Annotated in this window: 25 protein-coding genes and 1 pseudogene; 17 read left to right on the top strand and 9 right to left on the bottom strand. The window is 66.0% G+C overall.

The features are described 5' to 3' along the window. Positions 1-32: 32 nt before the first annotated feature. The 8 genes from AB4Z42_RS12165 to AB4Z42_RS12130 all read left to right on the top strand — a co-directional run bounded on the left by AB4Z42_RS12165 (position 33) and on the right by AB4Z42_RS12130 (position 8,439). Positions 33-1,298 (top strand): glycosyltransferase, encoded by a 1,266-nt coding sequence (locus tag AB4Z42_RS12165; RefSeq protein ID WP_442009401.1) that lies wholly within the window; start codon positions 33-35, stop codon positions 1,296-1,298. A 19-nt stretch (positions 1,299-1,317) separates the two neighbouring features. Then, on the top strand, positions 1,318-3,231 hold the full coding sequence (locus AB4Z42_RS12160) for an ArnT family glycosyltransferase (RefSeq protein WP_442009400.1): 1,914 nt from the start codon (positions 1,318-1,320) through the stop codon (positions 3,229-3,231). Positions 3,232-3,335: 104 nt separating this feature from the next. Then, complete coding sequence (locus tag AB4Z42_RS12155) at positions 3,336-3,827, top strand: beta-class carbonic anhydrase (protein ID WP_442009399.1); 492 nt, start codon at positions 3,336-3,338, stop codon at positions 3,825-3,827. 168 nt (positions 3,828-3,995) lie between these two features. After that, entirely contained in the window at positions 3,996-4,211 is a 216-nt protein-coding gene (locus AB4Z42_RS12150) for a ferredoxin (RefSeq protein WP_442009398.1), read from the top strand. After that, entirely contained in the window at positions 4,208-5,611 is a 1,404-nt protein-coding gene (locus tag AB4Z42_RS12145) for an NAD(P)/FAD-dependent oxidoreductase (protein ID WP_442009397.1), read from the top strand. Before AB4Z42_RS12150 ends, AB4Z42_RS12145 begins: the two co-directional genes overlap by 4 nt. A 23-nt stretch (positions 5,612-5,634) precedes the next feature. Then, entirely contained in the window at positions 5,635-6,924 is a 1,290-nt protein-coding gene (locus tag AB4Z42_RS12140) for a cytochrome P450 (protein ID WP_442009396.1), read from the top strand. Positions 6,925-7,010: 86 nt separating this feature from the next. Continuing rightward, complete coding sequence (locus AB4Z42_RS12135; protein WP_442009395.1) at positions 7,011-8,000, top strand: NAD(P)-dependent alcohol dehydrogenase; 990 nt, start codon at positions 7,011-7,013, stop codon at positions 7,998-8,000. Positions 8,001-8,115: 115 nt separating this feature from the next. Further along, positions 8,116-8,439 carry a hypothetical protein gene (locus AB4Z42_RS12130; protein WP_442009394.1) on the top strand — a complete coding sequence of 108 codons (324 nt, stop codon included), beginning with the start codon at positions 8,116-8,118 and terminating at the stop codon, positions 8,437-8,439. 7 nt (positions 8,440-8,446) lie between these two features. Here AB4Z42_RS12130 and AB4Z42_RS12125 read toward each other — a convergent pair whose 3' ends face one another. Continuing rightward, positions 8,447-8,872 (bottom strand): PaaI family thioesterase, encoded by a 426-nt coding sequence (locus AB4Z42_RS12125; RefSeq protein ID WP_442009393.1) that lies wholly within the window; start codon positions 8,870-8,872, stop codon positions 8,447-8,449. 203 nt (positions 8,873-9,075) lie between these two features. On the opposite strand from AB4Z42_RS12125, the gene cysD reads away from it, so the two are divergent. From cysD to AB4Z42_RS12105, 4 genes are read left to right on the top strand one after another with little or no spacing between them, the layout of a single operon-like run. After that, positions 9,076-9,999, top strand: a complete 924-nt coding sequence (cysD, locus tag AB4Z42_RS12120) for a sulfate adenylyltransferase subunit CysD (protein WP_442009392.1) — start codon at positions 9,076-9,078, stop codon at positions 9,997-9,999. After that, positions 9,999-11,843 carry an adenylyl-sulfate kinase gene (gene cysC, locus AB4Z42_RS12115; RefSeq protein WP_442009391.1) on the top strand — a complete coding sequence of 615 codons (1,845 nt, stop codon included), beginning with the start codon at positions 9,999-10,001 and terminating at the stop codon, positions 11,841-11,843. The genes cysD and cysC overlap by 1 nt, the downstream gene beginning before the upstream one ends. Then, positions 11,840-12,571 carry a 3'(2'),5'-bisphosphate nucleotidase CysQ gene (locus AB4Z42_RS12110; protein ID WP_442009390.1) on the top strand — a complete coding sequence of 244 codons (732 nt, stop codon included), beginning with the start codon at positions 11,840-11,842 and terminating at the stop codon, positions 12,569-12,571. Before cysC ends, AB4Z42_RS12110 begins: the two co-directional genes overlap by 4 nt. A gap of 8 nt (positions 12,572-12,579) precedes the next feature. Beyond that, entirely contained in the window at positions 12,580-13,056 is a 477-nt protein-coding gene (locus AB4Z42_RS12105; RefSeq protein WP_442009389.1) for an Rrf2 family transcriptional regulator, read from the top strand. Here AB4Z42_RS12105 and AB4Z42_RS12100 read toward each other — a convergent pair. Beyond that, positions 13,053-13,694: a TetR/AcrR family transcriptional regulator C-terminal domain-containing protein gene (locus tag AB4Z42_RS12100; RefSeq protein ID WP_442009388.1), complete on the bottom strand. Its 642-nt coding sequence runs from the start codon at positions 13,692-13,694 to the stop codon at positions 13,053-13,055. The genes AB4Z42_RS12105 and AB4Z42_RS12100 overlap by 4 nt on opposite strands. Positions 13,695-13,762: 68 nt before the next feature. On the opposite strand from AB4Z42_RS12100, the pseudogene AB4Z42_RS12095 reads away from it, so the two are divergent. Continuing rightward, positions 13,763-14,677, top strand: a pseudogene (locus tag AB4Z42_RS12095) (alpha/beta hydrolase); the annotation flags it as partial. Continuing rightward, positions 14,664-15,323, top strand: a complete 660-nt coding sequence (locus AB4Z42_RS12090) for a maleylpyruvate isomerase family mycothiol-dependent enzyme (RefSeq protein WP_442009387.1) — start codon at positions 14,664-14,666, stop codon at positions 15,321-15,323. The pseudogene AB4Z42_RS12095 and the gene AB4Z42_RS12090, both read left to right, overlap by 14 nt. Here the strand turns inward: AB4Z42_RS12090 and AB4Z42_RS12085 are convergent. Continuing rightward, positions 15,292-15,684: a VOC family protein gene (locus tag AB4Z42_RS12085; RefSeq protein ID WP_442009386.1), complete on the bottom strand. Its 393-nt coding sequence runs from the start codon at positions 15,682-15,684 to the stop codon at positions 15,292-15,294. The two genes, AB4Z42_RS12090 and AB4Z42_RS12085, sit on opposite strands and share 32 nt — an antisense overlap. 89 nt (positions 15,685-15,773) lie before the next feature. On the opposite strand from AB4Z42_RS12085, the gene AB4Z42_RS12080 reads away from it, so the two are divergent. Both AB4Z42_RS12080 and AB4Z42_RS12075 read left to right on the top strand, forming a co-directional pair. Next, positions 15,774-16,790 (top strand): nitronate monooxygenase, encoded by a 1,017-nt coding sequence (locus AB4Z42_RS12080; RefSeq protein ID WP_442009385.1) that lies wholly within the window; start codon positions 15,774-15,776, stop codon positions 16,788-16,790. Between the two features lie 27 nt (positions 16,791-16,817). Then, the gene (locus AB4Z42_RS12075) at positions 16,818-18,143 is read left to right on the top strand and encodes a flavin monoamine oxidase family protein (RefSeq protein ID WP_442009384.1); all 1,326 of its coding nucleotides are present in this window, start codon (positions 16,818-16,820) and stop codon (positions 18,141-18,143) included. Positions 18,144-18,200: 57 nt separating this feature from the next. Here AB4Z42_RS12075 and AB4Z42_RS12070 read toward each other — a convergent pair whose 3' ends face one another. Further along, on the bottom strand, positions 18,201-18,614 hold the full coding sequence (locus tag AB4Z42_RS12070; protein WP_442009383.1) for a VOC family protein: 414 nt from the start codon (positions 18,612-18,614) through the stop codon (positions 18,201-18,203). Positions 18,615-18,676: 62 nt separating this feature from the next. Here AB4Z42_RS12070 and AB4Z42_RS12065 point away from each other — a divergent pair, with 62 nt between their 5' ends. Continuing rightward, on the top strand, positions 18,677-19,567 hold the full coding sequence (locus AB4Z42_RS12065; RefSeq protein ID WP_442009579.1) for an LLM class flavin-dependent oxidoreductase: 891 nt from the start codon (positions 18,677-18,679) through the stop codon (positions 19,565-19,567). Here AB4Z42_RS12065 and AB4Z42_RS12060 read toward each other — a convergent pair. The 5 genes from AB4Z42_RS12060 to AB4Z42_RS12040 are packed head-to-tail and all read right to left on the bottom strand — an operon-like array spanning position 19,552 to position 24,108. After that, entirely contained in the window at positions 19,552-19,986 is a 435-nt protein-coding gene (locus tag AB4Z42_RS12060) for a hypothetical protein (protein ID WP_442009382.1), read from the bottom strand. The two genes, AB4Z42_RS12065 and AB4Z42_RS12060, sit on opposite strands and share 16 nt — an antisense overlap. 25 nt (positions 19,987-20,011) lie before the next feature. Continuing rightward, positions 20,012-20,830 carry a mycofactocin-coupled SDR family oxidoreductase gene (locus tag AB4Z42_RS12055; RefSeq protein ID WP_442009381.1) on the bottom strand — a complete coding sequence of 273 codons (819 nt, stop codon included), beginning with the start codon at positions 20,828-20,830 and terminating at the stop codon, positions 20,012-20,014. A gap of 2 nt (positions 20,831-20,832) precedes the next feature. Further along, the gene (locus tag AB4Z42_RS12050; RefSeq protein WP_442009380.1) at positions 20,833-21,666 is read right to left on the bottom strand and encodes an oxidoreductase; all 834 of its coding nucleotides are present in this window, start codon (positions 21,664-21,666) and stop codon (positions 20,833-20,835) included. Between the two features lies 1 nt (position 21,667). Next, positions 21,668-22,921 (bottom strand): hypothetical protein, encoded by a 1,254-nt coding sequence (locus tag AB4Z42_RS12045; protein WP_442009379.1) that lies wholly within the window; start codon positions 22,919-22,921, stop codon positions 21,668-21,670. Beyond that, positions 22,921-24,108 (bottom strand): sulfotransferase family protein, encoded by a 1,188-nt coding sequence (locus AB4Z42_RS12040; protein WP_442009378.1) that lies wholly within the window; start codon positions 24,106-24,108, stop codon positions 22,921-22,923. Before AB4Z42_RS12040 ends, AB4Z42_RS12045 begins: the two co-directional genes overlap by 1 nt. Positions 24,109-24,112: the final 4 nt, after the last annotated feature.

The following is a 24,112-nucleotide window of genomic DNA, read 5'->3' as shown; positions in this document are numbered from 1 at the left end:
CCAGCACATCCTCCAACCCGACGATGGATCACATGACCGAAACCGCCCTAGAACGTGGCACACCTGCTCGGGCCCGATTCGAATCCCGGCCGAATGCCACCGAGATAGCCCGCGATTTGGGCGTGCCTGTGCTCGACGTGGTGGTGCCGGTGTACAACGAGCAAGCCGCCCTCGCCGACTCGGTGCACCGATTGCACCGTCACCTGCGCGAGCATTTTCCGTTCTCGGCCCGCATCACGATCGCGGACAACGCGAGCACCGACGGCACCGCGCAGATCGCCGCCGACCTGGCCGCCGAGCTGAGCGATGTCCGGGTGGTCCGGGTGCCCGAGAAGGGCCGGGGCCGGGCGCTGCATACCGTGTGGTCGACGTCGGACGCGCCGGTGCTCGTCTACATGGACGTGGATCTGTCGACCGATCTCGCCGCACTCGCGCCGCTGGTGGCTCCGCTGGTGTCAGGGCATTCCGACCTGGCGATCGGCACCCGGCTGGGTCGCGGTTCGCGGGTGGTGCGGGGTGCCAAGCGCGAGGTCATCTCGCGCTGTTACAACCTGATCCTGAAATCGACACTTGCAGCCCGATTTTCCGACGCACAGTGCGGATTCAAGGCGATTCGCGCCGATGTCGCGCAACGCCTGCTGCCCCATGTCGGCGATACCGGATGGTTCTTCGACACCGAACTGCTGGTGCTGGCCGAACGTAGCGGTCTGCGCATCCACGAGATCCCGGTGGACTGGGTAGACGATCCCGACAGCCGGGTGGACATCGTCGCGACCGCGGCCGCTGACCTCAAGGGCATCGGTCGGCTGCTGCGCAGCTTCGCGAACGGTTCGATACCGGTGAATGCGATTGCCGCACAGCTGGGTTCGTCACAGCGCTCGGCTGCGCCCGGCTCATTGTTCCGGCAGCTGGTGAGGTTCGGCACGATCGGCGTGGTGTCGTCGGCGGCTTACGCCCTGCTGTTCATCCTGTTGCAGGGATCGCTCGGCGCACAGGCAGCCAACCTGATCGCATTGCTGCTGACCGCCGTCGGCAACACGGCCGCCAACCGCCGATTCACCTTCGGGATCGGCGGAAGCGCCAACGTGACCCGTCATCACGTCGAAGGTCTCATCGTGTTCGCGATCGCACTGGCGATCACCAGCGGGTCGCTGGCCGTGCTGCACATGTTCGTCGCTGACCCGCACCACCTGGTCGAGCTCGTCGTGCTGGTAATGGCCAATCTTGTGGCCACCTCGGCGCGATTCGTCCTCCTGCGCGGCTGGGTGTTTCACCCCCGCAGGGCCCGCCGAGTCTGACCGACAAAGGATTTCGTAGATGACAACCACCACAGACGTGCGTCCGCACCCCACGCCTGCGCCACACGACCCTCATGACGTTGCGCAGCCCCGTTGGGTACGGCCCGCACTTTTCACCCTTCTGGCGGCCACCGCAGTGCTGTACCTGTGGGGGCTCGGCTCGTCGGGCTGGGCCAACGACTTCTATGCCGCCGCAGTTCAAGCCGGCACGCAGGACTGGAAGGCCTGGCTGTTCGGTTCGCTGGATTCGGGCAACGCGATCACCGTCGACAAGCCACCTGCCTCACTGTGGTTGATGGCGTTGTCGGGCCGGATCTTCGGCTTCAGCGCGTTCACCATGCTGCTGCCGCAAGCGTTGATGGGAGTCGGCGCCGTCGCGGTGCTGTATGCGACCGTCCGCCGGTGCAGCGGTCCGGCGGCGGGCTTGATGGCGGGCGCTGTTCTCGCGCTGACCCCGATCGCGGCGTTGATGTTCCGCTTCAACAACCCCGACGCACTGCTGGTGTTCTTGTTGGTGGTTGCCGCGTACTGCATGATGCGCGCCACCGAGACCGCGAGCACACGCTGGATGGTGTTGACGGGCTGCGTCATCGGCTTCGCATTCCTGACCAAGCTGCTGCAGGCCTTCCTGGTGGTGCCCGGCCTGGCCCTGGTGTTCCTCGTCGCGGCCCCGGTCGGCATGTGGAAACGGATCGGCAAGCTCGCGATCGGTGGCCTTGCGATCGTCGTATCGGCCGGCTGGTATCTCGCCCTCGTCGAACTGTGGCCCGCTGACTCGCGGCCCTATATCGGCGGCTCGTCGGACAACAGCCTGCTGCAGCTGACGCTGGGCTACAACGGACTCGAGCGTGTCCTGGGTGGCGCTCATGGTGGCGGTCCGCCCGGTGGGGCGCCCGACGGTCCTGGCGGGGCAGCCGGTGGCCACATGTCGTTCTTCGGCGGTGAACCCGGGATCGGCCGGCTGTTCGGTGAGTCCATGGGCGCCCAGGCGTCGTGGCTGTTGCCTGCAGCGCTCATCGGCCTGCTCGCCGGGCTCTGGTTCACACGCCGCACGGTGCGGACCGCGAATGTCCGTGCCGCGCTGGTGATGTGGGGCGGCTGGCTTGTGGTCACTGGTGCCGTGTTCAGCTTCATGGACGGCATCATTCACCCCTACTACACGGTGGCCCTGGCGCCCGCGATCGCCGCGCTGATCGGCATCTCGGTGCGAGAGCTGTGGCGTGGCAAGGAGTTTCTGGCGCCACGTGTCGTGCTGGCGACCATGTCTGCGGGCACGGGCGTGTGGGCGTTCATCCTGCTGAACCGAACGCCGGACTGGTGCCCCGCATTGCGCTGGATCGTGGTGGTCGGATCGATCGTCGTCGCGGCGATCCTTGCCGTCGGCGCTCATCGGCTCGGCCGCTCCACAGCCGTGTTGATCGCCGGTGCAGTGCTTTTCGGTGTTCTCGGGCCCGCCGCGTACGCCATCGAGACGGTGGCGAGCGCGCACAGCAGCGGGCCGATGGCCGTCGCGGGTCCCAACCGCTACTCCCAGATGGTTCCGCAAGGAGACGAGGGGCCCGGCGGGCCAGGTGGACGCCGCGCCATCGTCGAGAATCCGATACTGGACAACCTCGTCAGAGGTGCGGACAGCCGATGGGCCGCGGCCACCATCGGCTCGATGGAGGCGGGCAGTCTGGAACTGAACACCGGTGCATCGGTGATGGCGATCGGCGGGTTCTCCGGTTCGGACAACTCGCCGACGCTCGAGCAGTTCCAGGGCTATGTCGCCAACCATGAGGTGCGCTACTTCATCTCCGGGGGTCGCGCTGGTCCGATCTGGCGAGAGTCGGGCACTGCCAACGACATCGCGACGTGGGTGAAAAAGAACTTCACGCCGACCGATATAGCGGGCGCGACCGTGTACGACCTCGACGCCCCGATCGGCAACTGACCAGGCGGCCGCCCTGCTTCCCCCTAAGTAGGGTGGCCGTCGTCGATTCGATCGGGCTGATTCTCTTCGGCTCGGACACCGCCGAGCGGCGATACAGTCGAGCAATGTCCGTGACCGATGAGTACCTGAAGAACAACGAGGCCTACGCGAGCTCCTTCTCGGGCCCGCTGCCGTTGCCGCCGAGTAAGCACGTCGCCGTCGTGGCGTGCATGGACGCCCGGCTCGACGTCTATCGGATACTCGGGCTCGGCGACGGCGAGGCCCACGTCATCCGCAATGCGGGAGGCGTCGTCACCGACGACGAGATCCGCTCGCTGGCCATCAGCCAGCGGCTGCTCGGCACGAAAGAGATCATCCTGATCCACCACACCGACTGCGGCATGCTGACCTTCACCGACGACGGATTCAAACAGCAGATCCAGGACGACACCGGCATCAAACCGGAGTGGGCGGCGGAGGCGTTCGTCGATGTCGACGAGGATGTGCGCCAGTCGTTGCGCCGCATCGAAGCGAGCCCGTTCGTCACCAAACACGAGTCCCTGCGCGGGTTCGTCTTCGATGTGTCGACCGGCAAGCTCAACGAGGTCACGCTTTAGAGCCGCGTCGGCACTTGGGCAACTTTGGCAAGGCAGTCAACCGCCTGGATGGCATCGGCCATACAGACCCTCCTGCGGACGTGTAGGCGGTACTGTCGGCCCTCTTCCCTGAGGTTTCGGGAACTGCGCTGACCAGTCCTCAGCGTCGGTTGAGAAGGAGCCGCCACAGTGCGAATTGTCGTGGATTTGAATCGTTGTCTCGGGTACGCGCAATGCGTCCCACTAGCGCCACAAGTGCTGCAACTGCAGGGTGAGGAAGCGCTGGCATACGACCCGAATCCCGACGACTCGCAACGTCAGCAGGTCGCGCGGGCGGTTGCCTCCTGCCCGGTGCAGGCGATCATCGCCGAGATGGATCCACCTGCCGACCGGACCACCAAGTGAGGACGCAGCCGCTGATCGATGACCTCGTTCGGACCTTCAAGGCTGAGGGCCGGATCGTCATCGTCGGCGCCTCACTTGCCGGGCTCCGCGCCGCGGAGGCGTTGCGGGACGAGGGCTTCACCGGATCGCTGACGCTCATTGGCGACGAAGTGCACGAGCCGTACGACCGCCCGCCGCTGTCCAAGCAGGTGCTGAAGGGGTGGGTGCCCGCGGGAAACACCAAGCTGCCGCGGATGCGGGCGATCGATGCCGATTGGCGCCTGGGTGTCGCGGCGACCGGCCTGGATCGGGGCAACCGAGAGGTGTTGCTCGCCAACGGCGACAAGGTGCCCTACGACCGATTGCTGATCGCCACCGGCGTCCGGTCCCGGCAGTGGTTCAATCCGGAAGAGGCCAAGCTGAAGGGCCTGTTCACCCTGCGCACCAGCGATGACGCGGCCGAACTGCAGGCGGCACTGAAGGCCAGGCCGAAGCGAGTGCTGATTGTCGGGGCAGGCTTCATCGGTTCCGAAATGGCTTCCGTCTGCCGCGATCTCGGACTGGACGTGACGGTTGCGGAGCGATCCAGCGCCCCGCTCGTCGGCGCCCTCGGGGGAGTGATCGGCGATATCGCCGCCAAGATGCAGCGTGACGCAGGCGTCGACCTGCGTACGGGTGTGGCAGTGGAGGCACTCGAAGGAGACGCGGACGGACACGTTCGGCGTGCCAAGCTATCCGATGGAACCACGCTCGACGTCGACGTGGTGGTCGCGTCGCTGGGTTCCATCCGCAACATCGAATGGCTTGAAGGCGCCGAACTCGCGACCGGGTTCTGGGGGGTGGCTTGCGACGCGGGCTGTCGCGCCTTCGACATCAACGGCGTGGTGACCGACAACATCTTCGTCGCCGGCGACATCGCGCGGGCACCGCACGTGCTCTATGAGTACCAGTTCATGTCCATCGAGCACGTGGATGCCGCGGTGCTCGGGGCTCAGACCGCGGCTCACAACATGGTCAACCTCGAGACCGGCCGACGCCCACACCTGCCGCTGCCGCAGTTCTGGTCCGGCCAGTTCGGCGTGAACATCAAGGGCTGTGGGGTGTGCTCCTTCGGAGACGAGATCGTCTTCACCCAGGGCTCCGTCGAGGACCTCCGATTCGCCGCCGCGTTCGGCAAGAACGGCCGCATCGTCGGAGCAATCACCTTCAACCACGGCAAGTGGCTCCAGTACTACGGAGCGATGATCGAGCGCTCGGCACCGTTCCCTCCACCGCCGCCCGGCTATGACGAGCCGGCGGACGCGAAACCGATGTCGGCCCGCTTCCCCGACCCGCGCGAGCCGACGGGGATTCCCGATGTCGTGCTCACCGGCCATGACCCGACGTCGCGGGGCGCCGAGTTCCGCCCCAAGAGCCGCTAGCCCGCACTCTAGAACGGATCGCCATGACAACCGCAGAAACCGCCTGGACCGAGGCGATGAGGTACGAGAACCGCCACGACCCATACCGGTTCTTCGACGAGCTCCGGAAGACGCCGGTCGTGCAGGTCGCCGACAAGGTCTACGTCGTCACCGGATACCGCGAGCTGCTCCAGCTGGCGCACGACCCCCACGTCAGCTCCGACATCAGTCGCAGCCCCATCTCGGCCAAACCCGCCGCTGATGCGCCTGACGTCGGCGCCGACCACATGGAGGCCTACGGGCGCGAGCCGAGTCTGATCGTTTCCGACCCCGCTAAGCATGACAAGCAGCGCAGACAGGTCATGCGGCACTTCGCCCCACCGCACTCCCCGGACGTCATCCCCAACATGGCAGCCGACATCCAGACGCTGTGCGACGAACTACTCGACAAGGTGAAGGCCGGGATTAACGGGCTGGGCAGCAACAGCTTCGACGTGGTCGACGAATACGCCTACCCAGTGCCGGTGGCCGTGATCTGCAAAATCCTCGGTGTGCCGCTCAAGGACGAACCCACCTTCCACGGCTGGATCTTCGACTTCATGGCCGGCGCCGATATGGGTCCAGAGGCCGCCACCGAAGAAGGGCGGGCCCGCGCGCAGAAGGGCAAGGAAAGCACGGCAGCACTTACCGCGTACATGGCCGACCTGATCCATGGGTTCCTGACGGATCCAAAGGACAACGTGCTGTCCAAGCTGGTGAACGACAAGGATGGGCCGGACGGGCCGATGACACCGAAAGAGGCTGCGGCGAACGCGATGTTGCTGCTGATCGCCGGGCATGATTCGACGGTCAACACCATCGCGCACTGTGTGTTGACGCTGCTGCGCAACCCGGAGTCGATCGACCTGCTCCACGAGAAACCCGAACTGATCCCGAAGGCGATCGAAGAGGTCCTGCGATTGCAGTCCGCGGTTCAGTTCTTCCCGAGCCGCAGCGTAACCGCCGACATCGAGGTCGGCGAGACGGTCATCCCGGCGGGCTCAGCGGTGCATCTGCTGTACGGCGCAGCCAACCGCGATCCCGAGCGGTTCCCCGACCCCGAGCGGTTCGACATCCAGCGTCCGGACAATCAGCACGTGGGGTGGGGCCGCGGAGTGCACAGCTGCGTGGGTGGGCCGCTGGCCCGCCTCGAGGTCAACATCGCGTTGGAGACATTTCTGCGGCGCGTCGAGAACCCGCGACTGATCGTCGACCCGCCGCCCTACCGGGTGAACCAGGTGTTCCGCGGTCCGCTGCATCTCGAAGTCGAATTCGACCGGATCAAGGACGGCTAGGCGAGCGAAGCGACGGGGAGAAAGGAGGCCGCGAAATCAAGGCTTTCCAGTTCGTCGAATGGCAACAGCCGGGACAACTTCGGGACGTGCCGGTGCCAGAGCCGGGGCCGGGGGAGGTGCTGCTCAAGGTTGGCGGCGCGGGAGCGTGCCACTCGGATCTGCATCTCTTGGAAGCGCCCGCCGGGGCGCGGTCGTTCACGCTGCCCTTCACGCTCGGGCACGAGAACGCCGGGTGGGTCGAGAAGATGGGCCCTGGGGCAACGGGTTTCGAGCCAGGTGATGCGGTCATCGTGTACGGCCCATGGGGTTGCGGCTTATGCATGAATTGCCGGCAGGGCGTCGAGAACTACTGCCAGACACCGGGAAAGCCGAGCCCAGGCGGACTTGGCGGCACGAACGGCGGCATGGCCGAGTACCTCCTTGTCCCGTCGACGCGCTATCTGATCCCGCTGGGGAGTCTTGACCCGCGTGAGGCGGCGCCGCTCACCGATGCGGGCCTGACGAGTTATCACGCCGTGAAGCGCTCGGTGCACCTACTCGGCCCGGGCTCGACGGCGGTGGTGATCGGAGCCGGCGGGCTCGGTCAGATGGCGATCCAGGTACTCAAGGCTCTGTGTTCGGCGACAACCGTTGTCGCGGTGGATACTTCGGAAGACAAGCTGAAGATCGCCAAGACGATGGGCGCCGACGAAGCCTTGGTATCGGGGGATGATGCGGTCAGGTGCATCAAGGACATGACCCGCGGTCAGGGCGCTGAGGTGGTGCTCGACTTCGTCGGCGTCAACCCGACGCTCATAATGGCGGCGCAGGTGTCGCGGGTGCTCGGGCACCTCACCATCGTCGGACTCGGCGATGCCGCCCTTCCCGTGAACTTCAACAGCCCGGCGAAGGAATGCTCTGTCGCCTCGCCGTTCTGGGGATCCATTCCCGAGCTGATCGAAGTCATCGAGCTGGCTGCGGCCGGAAAGATCACGATGCTGGTCGAGCATTTCCCGCTCGAGAGTGCTGCGGAGGCCTATCAGCTTCTGCACGACGGCAAGATCGCGGGACGCGCCGTCATCACGCCGAACGGTTAGAGGATTCACCCCCGCTCAACGAACGAGGACGTACGCGTCGCTGCGCTCAACGAGGTCACGCTTTTAGCGCGCTGATTCGCCGTTGGTGCTCGTACCGCGCCTATACTCCAGATCCATGCGAGCAAACCTACGATCATTGGCGGGCGCGGGCGCAGCGTTCTTCGCCCTTGTCACGGCACCGGGAGCGCTCGCGGTGATCTACACCCCTGCCGTCGCGTCCGCGGATGTGTGCGCGAGCGCGGGCAGGCGGGTCTCCGTCGGTGGCTGTGTCGACGTCGCGGGTGCCATCGCCGACTACGCTCCGCCGCCGTCGTATTACGCCCCGCTGCCCGAGGACTTCCCGCCGCCGCCACCACCACCCCCGCCTCCGCCGGGGTCCAACATCAACGGCTGCATCGGCTTCAACGGCAGGCTCGTCAACGTCAGCGGCTGCAACTGAGCCTGTTTCATCCCACTTTGTAGGTCGCTATCGCCTTTGCGATCGCCTCACCCTCCGCGGTGACCACGTCGACATCGCAATTGACCAAGGTCCTGCCGCGCCGCAGCACCCGCCCGATCGCGATCAGATCGGTTGCGCGGGCCGGCGCCAGAAACTGCATCGACATCGACGTGGTCACACCGCGCAGCGAGTCGGGTACCTGCGCGCCCGCCCAGGCCGTGGCCATCACCGCGACATCTGCCAGCGCCGCGATCGCGCCGCCGTGCACCATGTCGCCGACGGTGACGTTGGATTCGTCCCAGGGCAGCCGCAGCCGGACCTCGTCGCCGTCGAGCACCTCGGCGACGATGCCGAGCTTGGAGACGAACGGCGAGGCGGGGATGAACTGCGCCATCACGTCCGCGCCGGTCTTGGGTGGGGTTGAGGTCGACATGGTTCCAGTATCTGCACCGGATCAATTACCTCCCGGGTAATCGCCACGGTGTCTTGTGTGGCATCCGTGCCGCGCACGCGTAGAAAGCCGCACATTCGCCCTCCGAGATACCAGGCCGGGCGTTGACAGAGCAGGCTCCGCCTGGTTTCATATCGGGTTATGCAGATAAAGCTGGTCATTTCTACCAACTTTACGAGGAAACTATGACCGAGACTCAGCAATTGAATGCGGGCCGCTACGAACTGAGCCATTTGCGCTCGTTGGAGGCTGAGGCCATCCACATCATTCGCGAGGTGGCCGCGGAGTTCGAGAAGCCGGTCCTCTTGTTCTCCGGCGGCAAGGACTCCATCGTCATGCTGCATCTCGCGCTGAAGGCGTTCAAGCCCGGCCGGCTGCCCTTCCCTGTGATGCACGTCGACACCGGGCACAACTTCGACGAGGTGCTTGCGGTCCGAGACGACCTCGTCGCCGAATCCGGCGTGCGCCTCGTGGTCGCCAAGGTGCAGGACGACATCGATGCGGGCCGCGTGGTGGAGACCATCCCGTCGCGCAACCCGATGCAGACGTTCACGCTGCTGCGTGCGATCCGCGAGAACAAGTTCGACGCCGCGTTCGGCGGTGCACGCCGCGACGAGGAGAAAGCGCGCGCGAAGGAAAGGGTGTTCTCCTTCCGCGACGAGTTCGGTCAATGGGACCCCAAGGCACAGCGGCCCGAACTGTGGAACCTGTACAACGGTCGCCATCACAAGGGCGAGCACATCCGGGCATTCCCGATCTCCAACTGGACCGAATTCGACATCTGGTCATACATCGGCGCCGAGAAGATCAAGCTGCCGTCGATCTACTACGCGCACGAGCGCCAGGTCTTCGAGCGCGACGGCATGCTGCTGGCCGTGCACAAGTATCTGCAACCGCGCAAGGACGAGGAGGTCGTCGAGAAGGTGGTGCGCTTCCGCACCGTCGGTGACGTCACCTGCACCGGCTGCGTGGAATCGCTTGCGAGCACGGTGTCCGAGGTGATCGCCGAGACTGCGGTTTCGCGCTTGACCGAACGCGGCGCCACCCGCGCCGATGACCGCATATCCGAAGCAGGCATGGAAGACCGTAAGCGAGAGGGCTACTTCTGATGGCGACGCTACTGCGCATCGCGACCGCCGGCTCCGTCGACGACGGCAAATCGACCCTCATCGGCCGGTTGCTGTTCGACTCGAAGGCCGTCATGGAGGATCAGCTCGCCGCTGTCGAGCGCACCTCCAAGGAACGCGGAAACGACTACACCGACCTGGCTTTGGTGACCGACGGCCTGCGCGCAGAGCGTGAGCAGGGCATCACCATCGATGTCGCATATCGCTACTTCGCAACGTCCAAGCGGAAATTCATCATCGCCGACACTCCCGGTCACGTGCAGTACACCCGCAACATGGTGACCGGCACCTCGACGGCGCAGCTCGCGATCGTGTTGGTCGACGCCCGCCACGGGCTGCTCGAACAGTCGCGGCGACACGCATTCCTGGCCTCGCTGTTGGGTATTCAGCACATCGTTCTCGCGGTCAACAAGATGGACCTGGTCGATTGGAATCAGGAGATCTTCGAGAAGATTCGCGACGACTTCCACGAGTTCGCGGCGCGTCTGGACGTTCAGGACGTCACGTCCATACCACTTTCGGCGCTCAACGGCGACAACGTGGTGACGAAGTCCGACGTCACACCATGGTACGAGGGACCGGCGCTGCTGAGTCACCTCGAAGAGGTTTTCGTCGCAGGCGACCGCAACCTGATCGACGTGCGATTCCCGGTGCAGTACGTCATCCGCCCTCAGACGCACGAGCACGCCGATCACCGCAGCTATGCCGGCACCGTTGCCAGTGGCGTGATGCGTCCCGGCGATGAGGTCGTGGTACTGCCGACCGGCAAGACAAGCCGGATCACCGCGATCGAAGGCCCGACGGGGCCTGTCTCCGAAGCGTTTCCGCCGATGGCCGTTGCGGTGAGCCTGGCCGATGACATCGACATCTCGCGTGGCGACATGCTCGCCCGGCCCAACAACCAACCCCGGATCGCGCAGGACTTCGACGCGACGGTGTGCTGGATGGCCGACGAGACCTCGCTGGAGCCCGGTCGCGACTACATCATCAAGCACACCACCCGCTCCACTCGGGCGAAAGTGACGGCGCTTGATTACCGTCTGGATGTCAACACACTGCACCGTGACAAGACCGCCACGGCACTCAAACTCAATGAGCTGGGCCGCATCTCGCTACGCACTCAGGTCCCGCTGTTGCTCGACGAGTACGGCCGCAACGCGGCGACGGGTTCATTCATCCTGATCGATCCGAACACCAACGGCACCGTCGCGGCCGGAATGATCCTGCCGTACGTCACGGCACGCACGTCGAGCCCGAACACAGTGCGCCACGAGTCGCTGTGCAAGGCCGAGGACCGGTTGTCGAAGGGCAGGACCGTCTGGTTCACCGGACTGTCCGGATCCGGAAAGTCCTCGGTGGCGATGCTCGTCGAGCAGAAACTGCTCGAAAAGGGCGTACCCGCTTACGTTCTGGACGGCGACAACCTGCGCCATGGGCTCAATGCCGACCTCGGATTCTCGATGGCCGACCGCGCCGAGAACCAGAGGCGACTGGCACATATCGCTGCCATCCTCGCCGACTCCGGTCAGGTCGTGCTCGTACCCGCCATCAGCCCGCTGGAGGAGCACCGTGCCCTGGCACGCCAGGTGACCACCGACGCGGGCCTGGACTTCTTCGAGGTGTTCTGCGACACCCCGCTGGAAGACTGCGAACGGCGCGATCCGAAGGGGCTGTACAAGAAGGCCCGTGCAGGCGAGATCACCCATTTCACCGGGATCGACAGCCCGTACCAACGGCCCAAGTCTCCCGATCTGCAGCTCACCCCCGAGCACACGCCTGATGAGCTCGCTGACAGGGTGGTCGAACTGCTGGAGAGCAAGCAGTGAGCGATCATGACGTCGCTGCGCGCCTGGCGACAGAGGCGGGCACGCTTCTGCTGCAAGTCCGCGACGAGCTTGCCGAGGCCAGCCAGGATGAGCGGAAAGCGGCGGGGGACAAGCGGTCCCACGACTTTCTGATGGCGGCACTCGCGGCGGAGCGGCCTGGTGACGCGGTGCTGTCTGAGGAGGGTGCCGACGACCCGATACGACTGTCCGTCGACCGGGTGTGGATCATCGACCCGCTCGACGGCACCCGGGAGTTCTCCGAGCTGGGCCGCGACGACTGGGCGGTACACGTAGCCCTGTGGCAGTCGGGGGAATTGGTCGCAGGGGCGGTGGCCCTTCCCGCGCAGGGCATCACGCTCGCCACCCCGACTGTCAGCGCCCCGCCGCCGGCTCCTGCGAAGCCGCGCGTCGTGGTCTCGCGTACGCGGCCGCCCGCCGTGGCGTTGGACGTGCGTGCGGCGTTGGACGGCGTGCTGGTCGAAATGGGCTCGGCGGGAGCCAAGGTCGCCTCCGTGGTGCAAGGGCTTTCAGACGTCTACGTACATGCCGGCGGACAGTACGAATGGGATTCGGCGGCGCCGGTCGCGGTGGCCCGGGCGGCCGGGCTGCACACATCGCGGATCGACGGATCGCCGCTGATCTACAACAGGCGGGACCCACGGCTTCCGGACGTGGTGGTGTGTCGCCCCGAACTCGCCGAGGCCGTGCTCTCGGTCACGCGTGATTGACTGGGCTCATGCGGATGTCGGCCAAAGCTGAATACGCCGTCCGCGCGATGATTCAGCTGGCCACCGCCGAAGAGGGTGCGGTGGTGAAGACCGACGACCTGGCCAAGGCCCAGGGCATCCCCCCACAGTTCCTCGTCGACATCCTTTCCGACCTGCGCACCGATCGGCTGGTGCGCAGTTATCGCGGCCGCGATGGCGGATACGAACTGGCCCGGCCCGCGGCCGAGATCAGCCTCGCCGACGTATTGAGGTGCATCGACGGCCCACTGGCCAGCGTGCGCGACATCGGGCTCGGCGACCTGCCGTACTCCGGTCCTACCGCGGCGCTGACCGACGTGTGGCGGGCGCTGCGGGCCAGCATGCGGTCTGTTCTTGAACAGACCAGTGTCGCTGAAGTGGCCGCAGGCACCCTGCCCAAGCATGTCGGCGAGCTGGCCGACGACTATCGGGCGCAGGAGGAACGGCGCGGCCACTCCCTCGGCTAGCGCTGACGTCGCTTCTTGCCGCGCGCGGCGATCCCGTCGAGCAGCATCCGCAGCCCCTGTGCGAAGTCCTCTTCCACCGACACCTTGCCCGCGACGTGCGAGAGCGCTTCCACGTTGGGGTGAGCCGCACCTGCTGCTGATCCGATGCGCGCCGCGGCATCGCCGGCATCACGGCCACGTGTGAACGGCCCCGCGAGTTCGGCCTGGGCGGCCCCGACGACCAGCGCGAAGACGGCATGGAATGCGGACAGGCGGTCGGGGTCGGAAAGGCCGCCGCGGCCGAGCGCGGCGATGAGCGCGTCGGCCACCGCGAAGTCGGTCGCCGATGACGTCCGGCGCGTCAGCACCAGTGGAATGGCGGCAGGATGCGCGCGGATCCCCAGCCACATCGCCTCGGCAACGGCGTAGACGTCGTCGATCCAGTCCGCGGTCGGCTCGGGCACCCGCACCTCGGCGACGACCGCGGCGACGACCAGTTCCTCCAGGCCTTCCTTATCGGCGACGTAGTTGTAGACCGTCATCGGGCCGGTGCCCAGCGTTGCGGCCAGGGCGCGCATGCTCAACGCGCTCACTCCGGCGTCGTCGACGATTCTCAACGCCGCGGCGGCGATCTCATCGGTGGTGAACCGTGCGCGCAACCTTTTCCGACCTCCTTGACAAGTACGTCGTACGTGAAGCAGTCTAGCCATACGTACAACGTACTTATCAGGAGTGGACGATGACTGTGACGATTCCGACCCAGCGCGTGGACTTCCACTCGCGAGACACCCGATGCGCGGCGTGGCTGACGCTGCCTGCCGGTGCCGGACCCCATCCGGCCGTGGTGCTGGTGCACGGCCTTGGTGCGACGCACGACATGATGCTGGCCCAGTACGAACAGCACTTCGCCGCGGCCGGCATCGCCACCCTGGCATTCGACTACCGACACACCGGCGAATCCGACGGGCAACCGCGGCAACACATCTCGACGCGAGACCAGTGCCAGGACGTGGCGTCGGCGATCGCACACCTCGGTGAGCGAGCGGATATCGACAGCGCCCGGATGGGGCTGTGGGGCACCAGCCTCGGCGGAATGAACGTGATCCGCGTGGCGGCGGCTCGCGACGACGTCGCGGTCGCGGTCGTGCAGTGCCCGATCGTGCACGGTCCGGGCGCCGCCCGCCGACTCGGACTGCTCGCGTCGCTACGCCTCGCGCCGGCGATCACCGAGGACCTCCTGCGCATCGCGACGCGGCGCGGTCGCCGATATGTGCCGATCGTCGGACCACCGGGAGGCTTTGCGATGGTCACCGTCGAGGGCGCCGAAGCCGGCTGGAACTCCACGGTGCCGCCGGGCGGGAACTTCGACAACCGGATCGCCGCCGTGGACGCCATGGCCATGGTGACCACATCGGCGCTGCGCCAGGCGCGCAACGTCGCGGCGCCCCTGCTGGTGTGCGTCTGCGATCGCGAGAATCTGATGGATCCCAAATACGCCGAACTGGTCGCGCGTCGGGCTCCGCGCGGCGTCGCCCGCCATTACGAATCGGACCATTTCGCCATCTACCACCCACCGCTTGTCAGCCGGGCCCTCGCCGACCAGACCGCCTTCCTGCAGGAGCACCTCGATGTCCGTCCGTGAAATGTTGCGCCACAACGACGAACGATTCCGCGCGCTGGCCGCAACCCTCGGCCCCGAGGAGTGGGCGCACCCCAGCCTGTGTGACGAATGGTCAAACCACGATGTGCTGGCCCATCTCGTCATCGGTTACCGCTCGGGCCCGGGAGTCACCGTGGGCGAAATAGTCTGTCACGGGGGCTCATTCGACCGCGCCAACACCGCGATGGCGCGCATGCTCGCCGCGGAGCGCTGTCCCGTCGAACTGCTCGCCGAATTCGCGCAGCTGGTGTACCACCCCCGCGGGCTGGGACGCATCTTCCCGCCGCGGCTGCTGCTGGGCGATCACGTCACTCACGAACTCGACATCCTGTACGCAATCGGCCGTGTGCCGGAGATTCCCGTCGCGGCGTTGGTGGCGGTGCTGAACACGCAAGTGGCGCTGCCCAATCCGTTCGTGCCCGCATTCCGCAACAGCAGAGGGCTGCGACTGCGCGCCACCGACGCCGACTGGTCTCACGGCGAGGTAGGACCACTCGTCGAGGGCCGCTCCGCCGAACTGGTGTCCGTGCTGGGCAACCGGGCGCGGATGCTGCCTGCACTCCGGGGTGACGGTGTCGATCTGCTCGCGTCGCGGGTCAGTCCGAGCCGGATCCATAGGGCCGGGTGATGATCTCCAGATAGTGCCCGCCGGGATCCTGGAAGTACACGCCGCGACCGCCGTCGTTGTGGTTGATCTCGCCGGGACGGCTGCCCCTGGGGTCCGCCCAGTGCTGCAGCCCGCGCTCGCGAATGCGCCCGTAGATCTCGTCGAACTCGTCCTCGGAGACGAGGAAGGCGTAATGCTGCGGGCGGATGTCCTCGTCGGGTCCGGCCTGGGCGAAGTCCAGGCTGGCGCCGTGGTTGAGTGCGACGGCCAGAAACGGCCCGAACTCCCTGGCGGCCGGTAGGCCGAACACCTCGGTGAAGAACCGAGCCGATGCTTCTCGGTCCCGCGAGGCGACGATGGTGTGGTTGAACGTGACTGCCATGTCGATCCAGTGAACCACCGTCGGCGGCCGGGCGGCAACGATGCAGGATGGAGGGACTCACTGCCGTTCCAACCAAGGAGGTGCGTCACATGAGCGCGTTTGACCTTCGCGACCTCGCTGTCCCCATCATCGTCGCGCCGATGGCCGGTGGGCCGTCGACACCCGAGCTGGCCGCCGCAGGTACGAATGCCGGCGGGATCGGGTTCGTGCCCGCCGGATACCTGACGGCCGACGTGTTCGCCGAGCGCATCGCGAAGGCGCGCAACCTCACGACCGGACCCGTCGGCGCCAATCTGTTTGCGCCGCAGCCGAGTGCAGGCACCCCCGCAGCGATCGAGGCGTACGCCGCGGCGCTGGCCGCGGAGGCCGAGCGGTACGGGGCTGAGCTCGGCGCGCCTCGATTCGACGACGATGCGTGGGCGGCGAAGCTGGACGTGTTGCTCGAACTCCGGCCGGAGGTCGCGTCCTTCACGTTCGGTGTGCCGAGCGCAGAGGAATGCCAACGGTTGCACGATGCAGGCATCACCATCGTCGGCACCGTGACGACGCTGTCGGAGGCACAGGCCGCCGTCGCGGCGGGCGTCGATGTGCTGGCGGCACAGGGCCCGTCCGCGGGTGGACACCGCGGGACGTTCGACCCCTCGGCAGAACCCGCTTCCGAGCCGCTCGATCAACTGCTGGCCACGCTGACAGCGGCGGTCGGCCTTCCGGTGATCGCAGCGGGCGGACTGTCCACCGCAGATGACATCGGGCGTGTGATGCGGGCGGGCGCGGTGGCGGCGCAACTCGGCACCGCCTTCCTGCTAGCTGATGAAGCCGGCAGCAGCCCCGTCCACCGCGCCGCACTTCAGGATCCACAGTTCACCGAAACCGTTGTCACCCGGTCGTTTTCCGGTCGTTATGCGCGTGGACTGCGGAACCGGTTCATCGACGAGCACGAACCCGAATCGACGTTCGGCTATCCCGAGGTCCACTATCTGACCAGCCCGGTGCGTGCGGCCGCGGTGCGTGCCGGCGATCCGCACGGCTTCAATGTGTGGGCGGGTACGGGATTTCGGAACGTCAAGTCCGCGTCGGTGGCGCAAATCGTCGAGAACCTGACCTAATTCGGCCTGGGCGGATACCGTCCAGGCATGCCTCAGCTGAGCAGGCGTCAGTTCACTGTCAGTGCGGGCGTGTTCGCGGCCGCGACCCTGCTCCCCGGCTGCAGTAGCAGCAGTGATGAACCCAAACCCAAACAACGCATCGTGGTGATCGGTGCCGGAATGGCGGGTCTCACCGCCGCACGGCGGCTTGCCGATGGCGGAATGGACGTCACGGTGCTGGAGGCGCGTGACCGCATCGGCGGACGCACGTGGACGAACACCTCACTGGGCGTGCCCATCGATCTCGGTGGGGCGTGGATCCACGGCACCGAGGGCAACCCGCTCGTCGAACTCGCGGATCAGGTCGGCGCGCGGCGAGTCGAAACCGACTTCGACAAGGTCCTGTTGTTCCGTGACGGTGGCGAGGTCAGCCCACAGGACACCGAGACCACGTTGAACCGCTGGCAGGACATCGCCGGAGAGCTCGTGACGCTCGGGGGCGACGCCGGCCCCGATGAGTCGGTCGCCGACGGTTTGGCCAAAGTCGCAGATCTCAATGATCCTCTTATCGCGTGGGTTGCCTCGAGCGAGATTCAGGGCGAGTATGCGGCCGATCCAGATGAACTCTCGCTCAAGTGGTTCGGCACCGAGGGCGGGTACGAAGGACCTGACGTGATCCTGCCGGGCGGCTATGTCGAGTTGGTACAGCATCAGGCGGACGGGTTGACGATCCGACTGAGCACCGAGGTCAAGCGCATCTCGCACGGCGACTCGGGCGTGCGGATCGAGACGACCAAGGGCGACGTGGATGCGGACAGGGTCATCGTGACGGTCCCGCTGGGTGTGCTGAAGGCGGGCACGATTGCCTTCGACCCGCCGCTTCCCAAGGAGAAGCAACAGGCGATCGAACGGCTCGGCTTCGGCCTGCTCGACAAGGTGGTGCTCAAGTTCGATCAGCCGTTCTGGCCGGACAATGAGGTCATCGGGCTCGTCGGCAGCGGCGAGCCGGTGTCGATGCTGATCAACGGTGAGACATTCGCCGAAACGCCACTGCTCGTCGGCCTGCGTGGTGGAAGCGATGCCCGTGAGCGCGAGGCACTCTCCGATGAGGAGGCGGTGGCCCAGGTGGTGACGGCGCTGAAAGCGCCCGAGCCGACCGGTTCGCTGGTCACCCGATGGGCCGCGGACCCCTTCGCGCGTGGTTCCTATAGCTTCATCGCCGTCGGATCGAGCCCCGACGATATGAAGACCCTCGCCGAACCGGTGAACGACAGGCTCGCATTCGCGGGCGAAGCCACCAACCCGGAGTACTTCGGTACCGTGCACGGCGCATACCAGAGCGGCGTGCGCGAAGCCGACCGGATTCTCGGCTAGTTTCGGCGATTTCGGCGTGCGTGGTCACGCTGAGCGAGACTCAGCACGCCGAAATCGCTATTTCGGGGCGATGAGTTCCAGCGCGATGTTGTCGGGGTCGCGAAACTCGAGGATGTACATCATCCCGATGTCCTTGACCGGTTCGTGCGGGACACCGAGGTCGTCGAGATGCTGTGCCGCTTCGTCGAGTTCGGCCTTGCTCGCGAGGCGGAACGCCAAATGGTCGAGACCGGTCCGGTCCTCGTCGAACGTGTCGGCCGACGCGGGGCGCAGGCCCACCCCCGAATCGCCCGCCTTGTAGATGACTCCGCCGAACAGAAACCACAGCTGCTCGCGCGTCGAATCGTCGGCGCCGTCGGGTACCTCCAGGGTGATGGGCCAGCCGAACACGCTCTCGTAGAACTGCCGGCTTCTCTCGATATCGGTGACGGTGAGCCGGATGTGCGCGACGGACGTTGTGTTGATCGGCATGGAAGTCATCGTGCCAGTTCTCCGGTCGTGCCAGAATCGCCGACGTGCAGATCGGGATGACGATGCCGGTGATGGAACCGGACCTGGACGCCGCGACGCTTCGGGCGTGGGCGCAGCTGATCGACGGCGGACCGTTCTCGTCGCTGTGCTGGGGAGAGCGCATCGCGTTCAGCAATCCGGACTCCCTGACGCTGCTGGGTGCGCTGGCAGCCTGGACAGACCGGGTGCGCTTGGTGACGACCGTCGTGGTGCCCCAACTGCACGACCCGGTGATGCTGGCCAAGGCGCTGGCCACCGGCGACATGCTCAGCGGTGGTCGGCTGACGGTCGGACTCGGCGTGGGCGGAAGGCACGAGGATTACGCGGCGGTGGGTGCGGACATCGCGACCCAGACGATGCGCGGGATGGCGGACAGCGTGGCGGTGATGCGACGTATCTGGGCGGGGGAGAAGGTCACCGACTCCGTCATTCCGGTCGGGCCGCGGCCTCTGCAGGATTCCGGACCGCAACTGCTGGTGGGAACCATCGGCCCCAAGACCGTGCGCAGTGCGGCCGCGTGGGCCGACGGGCTCGCGGGGATGACGCTGGACCTGGACGTCGACAAGCAGAACGAGTTGTTCGACGTCGCACGCGAGGCCTGGGCGCAGGCGGGCAACAGGCGTCCGCACCTGGCCACGTCATTCTGGTTCGCGATCGGTGATGGCGACGAAGCGCGCGCGCAGGTCCACGCGCATCTGCTGCGCTATATGAACTGGATTCCGGCCGAGTACGTCGACGCGATGGCACCCACCACGGGTTGGGCCGGAACCGAGGGTGAGCTGCTCGAGGTGCTGCGCAGATTCGAAGCGATCGGCGCCGACGAGATCCATTTGATCCCAACGAGTTCAGACATCGACCAGGTCCGCCGTGTTGCCGACGTGGTCAAGGATTTCAACTCTCAGAGCGCGTCGTAGACCTTCTTGTAGTACGCCGACAGAAATCGTGGCCCGATCACCCGCATCATGGTGACCGCCGCCAGACCGCGGATGCTTTTCGAGGTCTGTTGCCACACACCGTGCACCGCGCTGCCGCCCTCGCGGGGCGCCGCCGTGAGTGACATGAACCCGCCGGGTTCGAGCGCATCGCTTTCCGCAATCGTCAACGTCACCGAGTTGGGCTCCGACCAGTCGTAGTGCCATTTGGCCCACAGTTTGGGAAAGTCCTGGCCCTCGCGAATATCGGCGTCGGTGTCGCCGACCCGGTACACCTCGAACGCCGCGGACGACGATGCCGGCCAGCGGTCGTGACGCTTCTCCGAGAAGTCCGTCATCAGCTCGACGATCTGTTCCGGCGTCGCCGTTGTCTCGAAGTCGAACTCGAAGGTGGTGCGCACGCGCCGAACGTATCAGCTGAGGCCGCTAGCTCCGCAGTGTGAAGCCGGCGTCCAGCGGCCAGGACGTGCCGGTGATGAACGTGCCTGCATCGCTGACCAACCACGCCACGGCCGCGGCGATCTGCTCCGGCTCGACCAACGCGATCGGTAGCGCGTTCTGCTGGGCGATGAGCCACGGATCGTTCACGCCGGCGAGTTCCATCGTCGCGTCGTTGAGGATCATCGCGGTCGCTACGCCGCTGGGGTGGATGGTGTTGACGCGGATCGAGTGCGGGGCGAGTTGAAGCGCCCAGCCCTGCATGAGCGCCACCAGGGCGCGTTTGGACGCCGCGTAGGCCTGCAGGCCGGCTCGTTCGGTGCCCGAGGCCTTGATGCCCTGCGTGGAGCTGGTCAGCACGATGGATCCGCCGCGGCCGCCGGAGATCAATGCGGGAATCGCGGCGTCGACGGCGTTCCAGGCGCCGACCAGATTCACCTCGACGATGTCGCGGAACGTCTTCCGGCGTTCCTCGGTATCGGTGACGCGGATGATGCCGGCGTTGGCGATGACGATGTCCAGACGGCCGAATTCGCGAAGCCCTTCGGCGACGACGGCGTCGACCGCATCGCCGTCCCGGACGTCGGCCTCGCGCGCAACGATGCGGCGGCCCGTGCTCTCGACCAGCTTGACCGTCTCGGCAAGGTCCGCACTGGTGGCGCCGGGATAGCCGGTTACGTCGAAGGTCGTGCAGGCGTCGACGGCGACGATGTCGGCTCCTTCGCTCGCGAGCTTCACCGCGTGCGCCCGGCCCATCCCGCGCGCGGCGCCGGTGATGAACGCGACCCGGCCGTCGAGGTTGCCCACTGTCACTCCTTCGGGAAGTTGACGTCCTTGGTGACCGTCTCCCACTCATCGATCGACGCGGAGAACGCCGCGAGCTTGTCGCGCACCGCCTTGAGCACGTCGCGGCCGAGAAGCAACCGCAGCGGCGGATCGTCGAGTGTGGTCACCATGAGCACCGCCTCGGCCACCTTGCGTGGATCACCGGGCAGGTGATTGGCGAACTCCTTGATCATCGTCTTGCGAGCACCGACGTTCTCGTCGTAATCGCCGATCGGCGTGGAGGACTCCCACATCGACCTGGCGGCCCAGTCGGTGCGGAAGGCGCCCGGTTCGATCGCGGTCACCTTGATACCCAGAGGTTTGACTTCCTGCGCCAACGCCTCGGTCAGCGCTTCGAGCGCGAATTTCGTCGATGAGTAGTACCCGTTGGGTGGGTTGGCCACCAGGCCCGTCATCGACGAGATGTTCACGATGTGCCCGGACCCGCGGGCGCGCATCTGGGGCAGCACCACCTTGATCGTGTCGACGACACCGAAGTAGTTGGTGTCGAACAGCTTACGGACTTTGTCGTCCTCGCCCTCTTCGATCGCCGATAGGTAACCGTTGCCCGCGTTGTTGACCAGAACATCGATCCCGCCGAACGCGTCCTGTGCCGTTTGCGCCGCGGCCGCGATCTGGTCCTTGTCGGTGACGTCCAATGCGACAACCGCGGCGCGATCACCATAGGTTTCTGCGAATTCGGCGACGGTCTCGGTGCGTCGTGCCGTGACGACGACGGAGTGTCCGCCCTCCAGTGCGGCCCGTGCGATTTCTCGCCCGATCCCCGTCGAGCATCCCGTGATCAGCCAGCGGGCCATGTCAGTTCGTCCCTTCGGGCAGCCGGCGTAGATAGGCCGCGCGGCGATCGGCGAGCTCGGTCGTCCGTTCCTGTTCCGACACTCGCTTCAGACTCGGTACCTCCTTTTCGAGGTTGTCGAGCTGCACCACGCGTCCGTGCGCACCGAGGTCTTCCTTGGGGCCGTCGCCGCCGAATTCGGCCATGCGCAGCGTCAGGATGCCTTCTGGCAGACCGTCGGAGTCGATCCAGTTCGCCAATCCTGGGTCGGTCGGGGAGATGACGTAGGTGTAGGTGCCGTCCTCGTTGGGCACCGACTGAGACTTGTTGAGACTGCCTGTGCGATCGACGATGTCGAGTGTGGTGCCCCAGATGTTGCTCAGCGGCACCGTGAAGTATTCGGCGCCGCCATCGCTCACGTCGACGACGAAAGCCTCGCCGGGGTTCAACTCGAACCGCCCCATCACATACACCTGGTTGCGCATCGCACCGACACGATCGGCGGACCACGCAAGGTTGAAGTTGTTGGGCGCCATCTTGTAGACGCCGTGGCTGAGCTTGCCGGTGAAGTCGGCGAAGTACGCCATCATCGCCGCGGTGGCGTCGGCCTGTTCGTCGCGTGTGCGCGGCGGAGTGGTCGGTTCTGCGCCGAGTCGCTGCACGCTCAGGTGGTTGGGGTCATCGCGGCCCCAGTCGAGAAGCACGTCGCGGATGTAGAACTCGTGCGCCTCGGGCGTGGTCTGAACATGATTGGGTCGCCCGTCGGCGGGGTCGGAGTCGACCGTGATAACGAACGAACCGTCGGCCCCCACCGTCATCGTGCGACCGTTGAGCACCGCAACGGTGCCCATGTTCGGGTCCCACAGCGTGAAATAGTTCTCCGTCATCCGGTTGGCGCCCACGCGGCCGTGGATCTCGTAGCGCTCATCACCGGAGATCGGTATGACTCGGTACACGCTGTCGGGATTGTCGATGCCCCAACGTGATCCGGGGACGGGACGGCCGGACACCGGGTGCCCGATCCGGGTGATGCAGCTGACCTTCGGTCGAAGTTTGTCCTGATTGGAGGACCAGACCGCAGCCGAGAACATCACCTCGGCGAACGCATCGTCGAATCGCTCACGCATCGCGTCCGAGGCCTTGGCCCGACCGAGCCACTTCTCCGCGACGCTGCGGTATGCCGCCTTGACGGTGGGGTGGTTGGTGAGTTCGAGCGCGGCCAGTTCCTGTTCGTGCTGCGACGACGTCGCTACGGGATCGCCTGTGAATCCGGACATCACATCCTCCTCGAGGTGTTCGCTTCCGCGCGGAAGTGTGAGTTGTAGTCGGTGAACCTGTCGTCGATCTGGCTGTCGCTCAACCCGAAATCTGTTGCGGAGTACGGCGGGCGGGCGGGTTCGCGGGGACGCTCCGCCAGCCAGCGGCGCATGGCCGATTCGGCGTCAGGCGTCAATATTGAGCCGATCGCGTCGTACACACGGGCCACCTGCCCGATCGGGTCGGCGACCGCCTCGGTGAACTCGATGTCCGTGCACCGCGCGGATTCGTCGCTCCACCCCGTACGGGAAGCCATCGCGCGGTCATTTGTCCAGCCCATCCGTTGCAGCCACTCGGCGCCGACACGATCGCGGTCGACGGTGTCGGTGTGCATCGCGTGCAGTGTCGCGTTGAGGCTGGCGCCGGACGGGATCGTCTCTTTGGGGTCGCGGTGCATGTGTACGACGTGCAGGTCGGGGAAGTGCGCCCGTAGCGTGTCCAGATATCCAAGGTGGGCAGGCGATTTCAGCACCCACCGCCGTGCGGGCATGCCCTGCTGCCGCTTCTGCCACTGGAGGAATTGCAGCATCCTGTGCAGGTATGCGTAGGCCGGCGAGAAATCCTGCTCATCGATCCACTGCCGGTATCGCGGCACATGAGCGCCGGACTCCGGCACATGCGACAGGAACGCGTCGGATAGGAAGACGATCTCCTCTTCGGGCTCTCGGGCGTACATCGGGTGGATGGAGAACAGTTCGGGGGCGAGTTCCCGCGACGTCGCTTCGCGCTTCTCACTGACCGCGATACGCGGGTCCTCCCCGGACGACCATTCGGAGTCGAGCCGGGGCGCGACCTCGACCACTTCCCATCCGTACGCACAGTGAAAGCGGTTGTCGGCGGCCAGAAGCCGCTGCAGCAGGGTGGTGCCGCTGCGCATCATGCCCACCACGACGACCGGTGCGACGATGACTTCCTCGGTGATCTCCGGATGGCGCCGGATCCACTCCTGCGCCCGCAATCTCATCCGCAGGCTGTGCACCAGACCCGAACGCAGGATATGCGTGCCGATGTCGTTGAGGTTTGTCGACGAGTAACTGTCGGCGAGGACGCCCAGTGGTTCCTCGAACGGCAACGGCCCCCAATCCGCAAGGCCCTCCTTCTGCTGCGCGGCCGTCACCAGCGCATCCGCGTCGAAGGGATTCGCCACCGGA

It is taken from the genome of Mycobacterium sp. 2YAF39 (genome assembly GCF_052114565.1).
Taxonomy (GTDB): Bacteria; Actinomycetota; Actinomycetes; order Mycobacteriales; family Mycobacteriaceae; genus Mycobacterium.
Note: the sequence above shows the minus strand (reverse complement) of the source record. Positions and strands in the feature narration are given on the sequence as shown.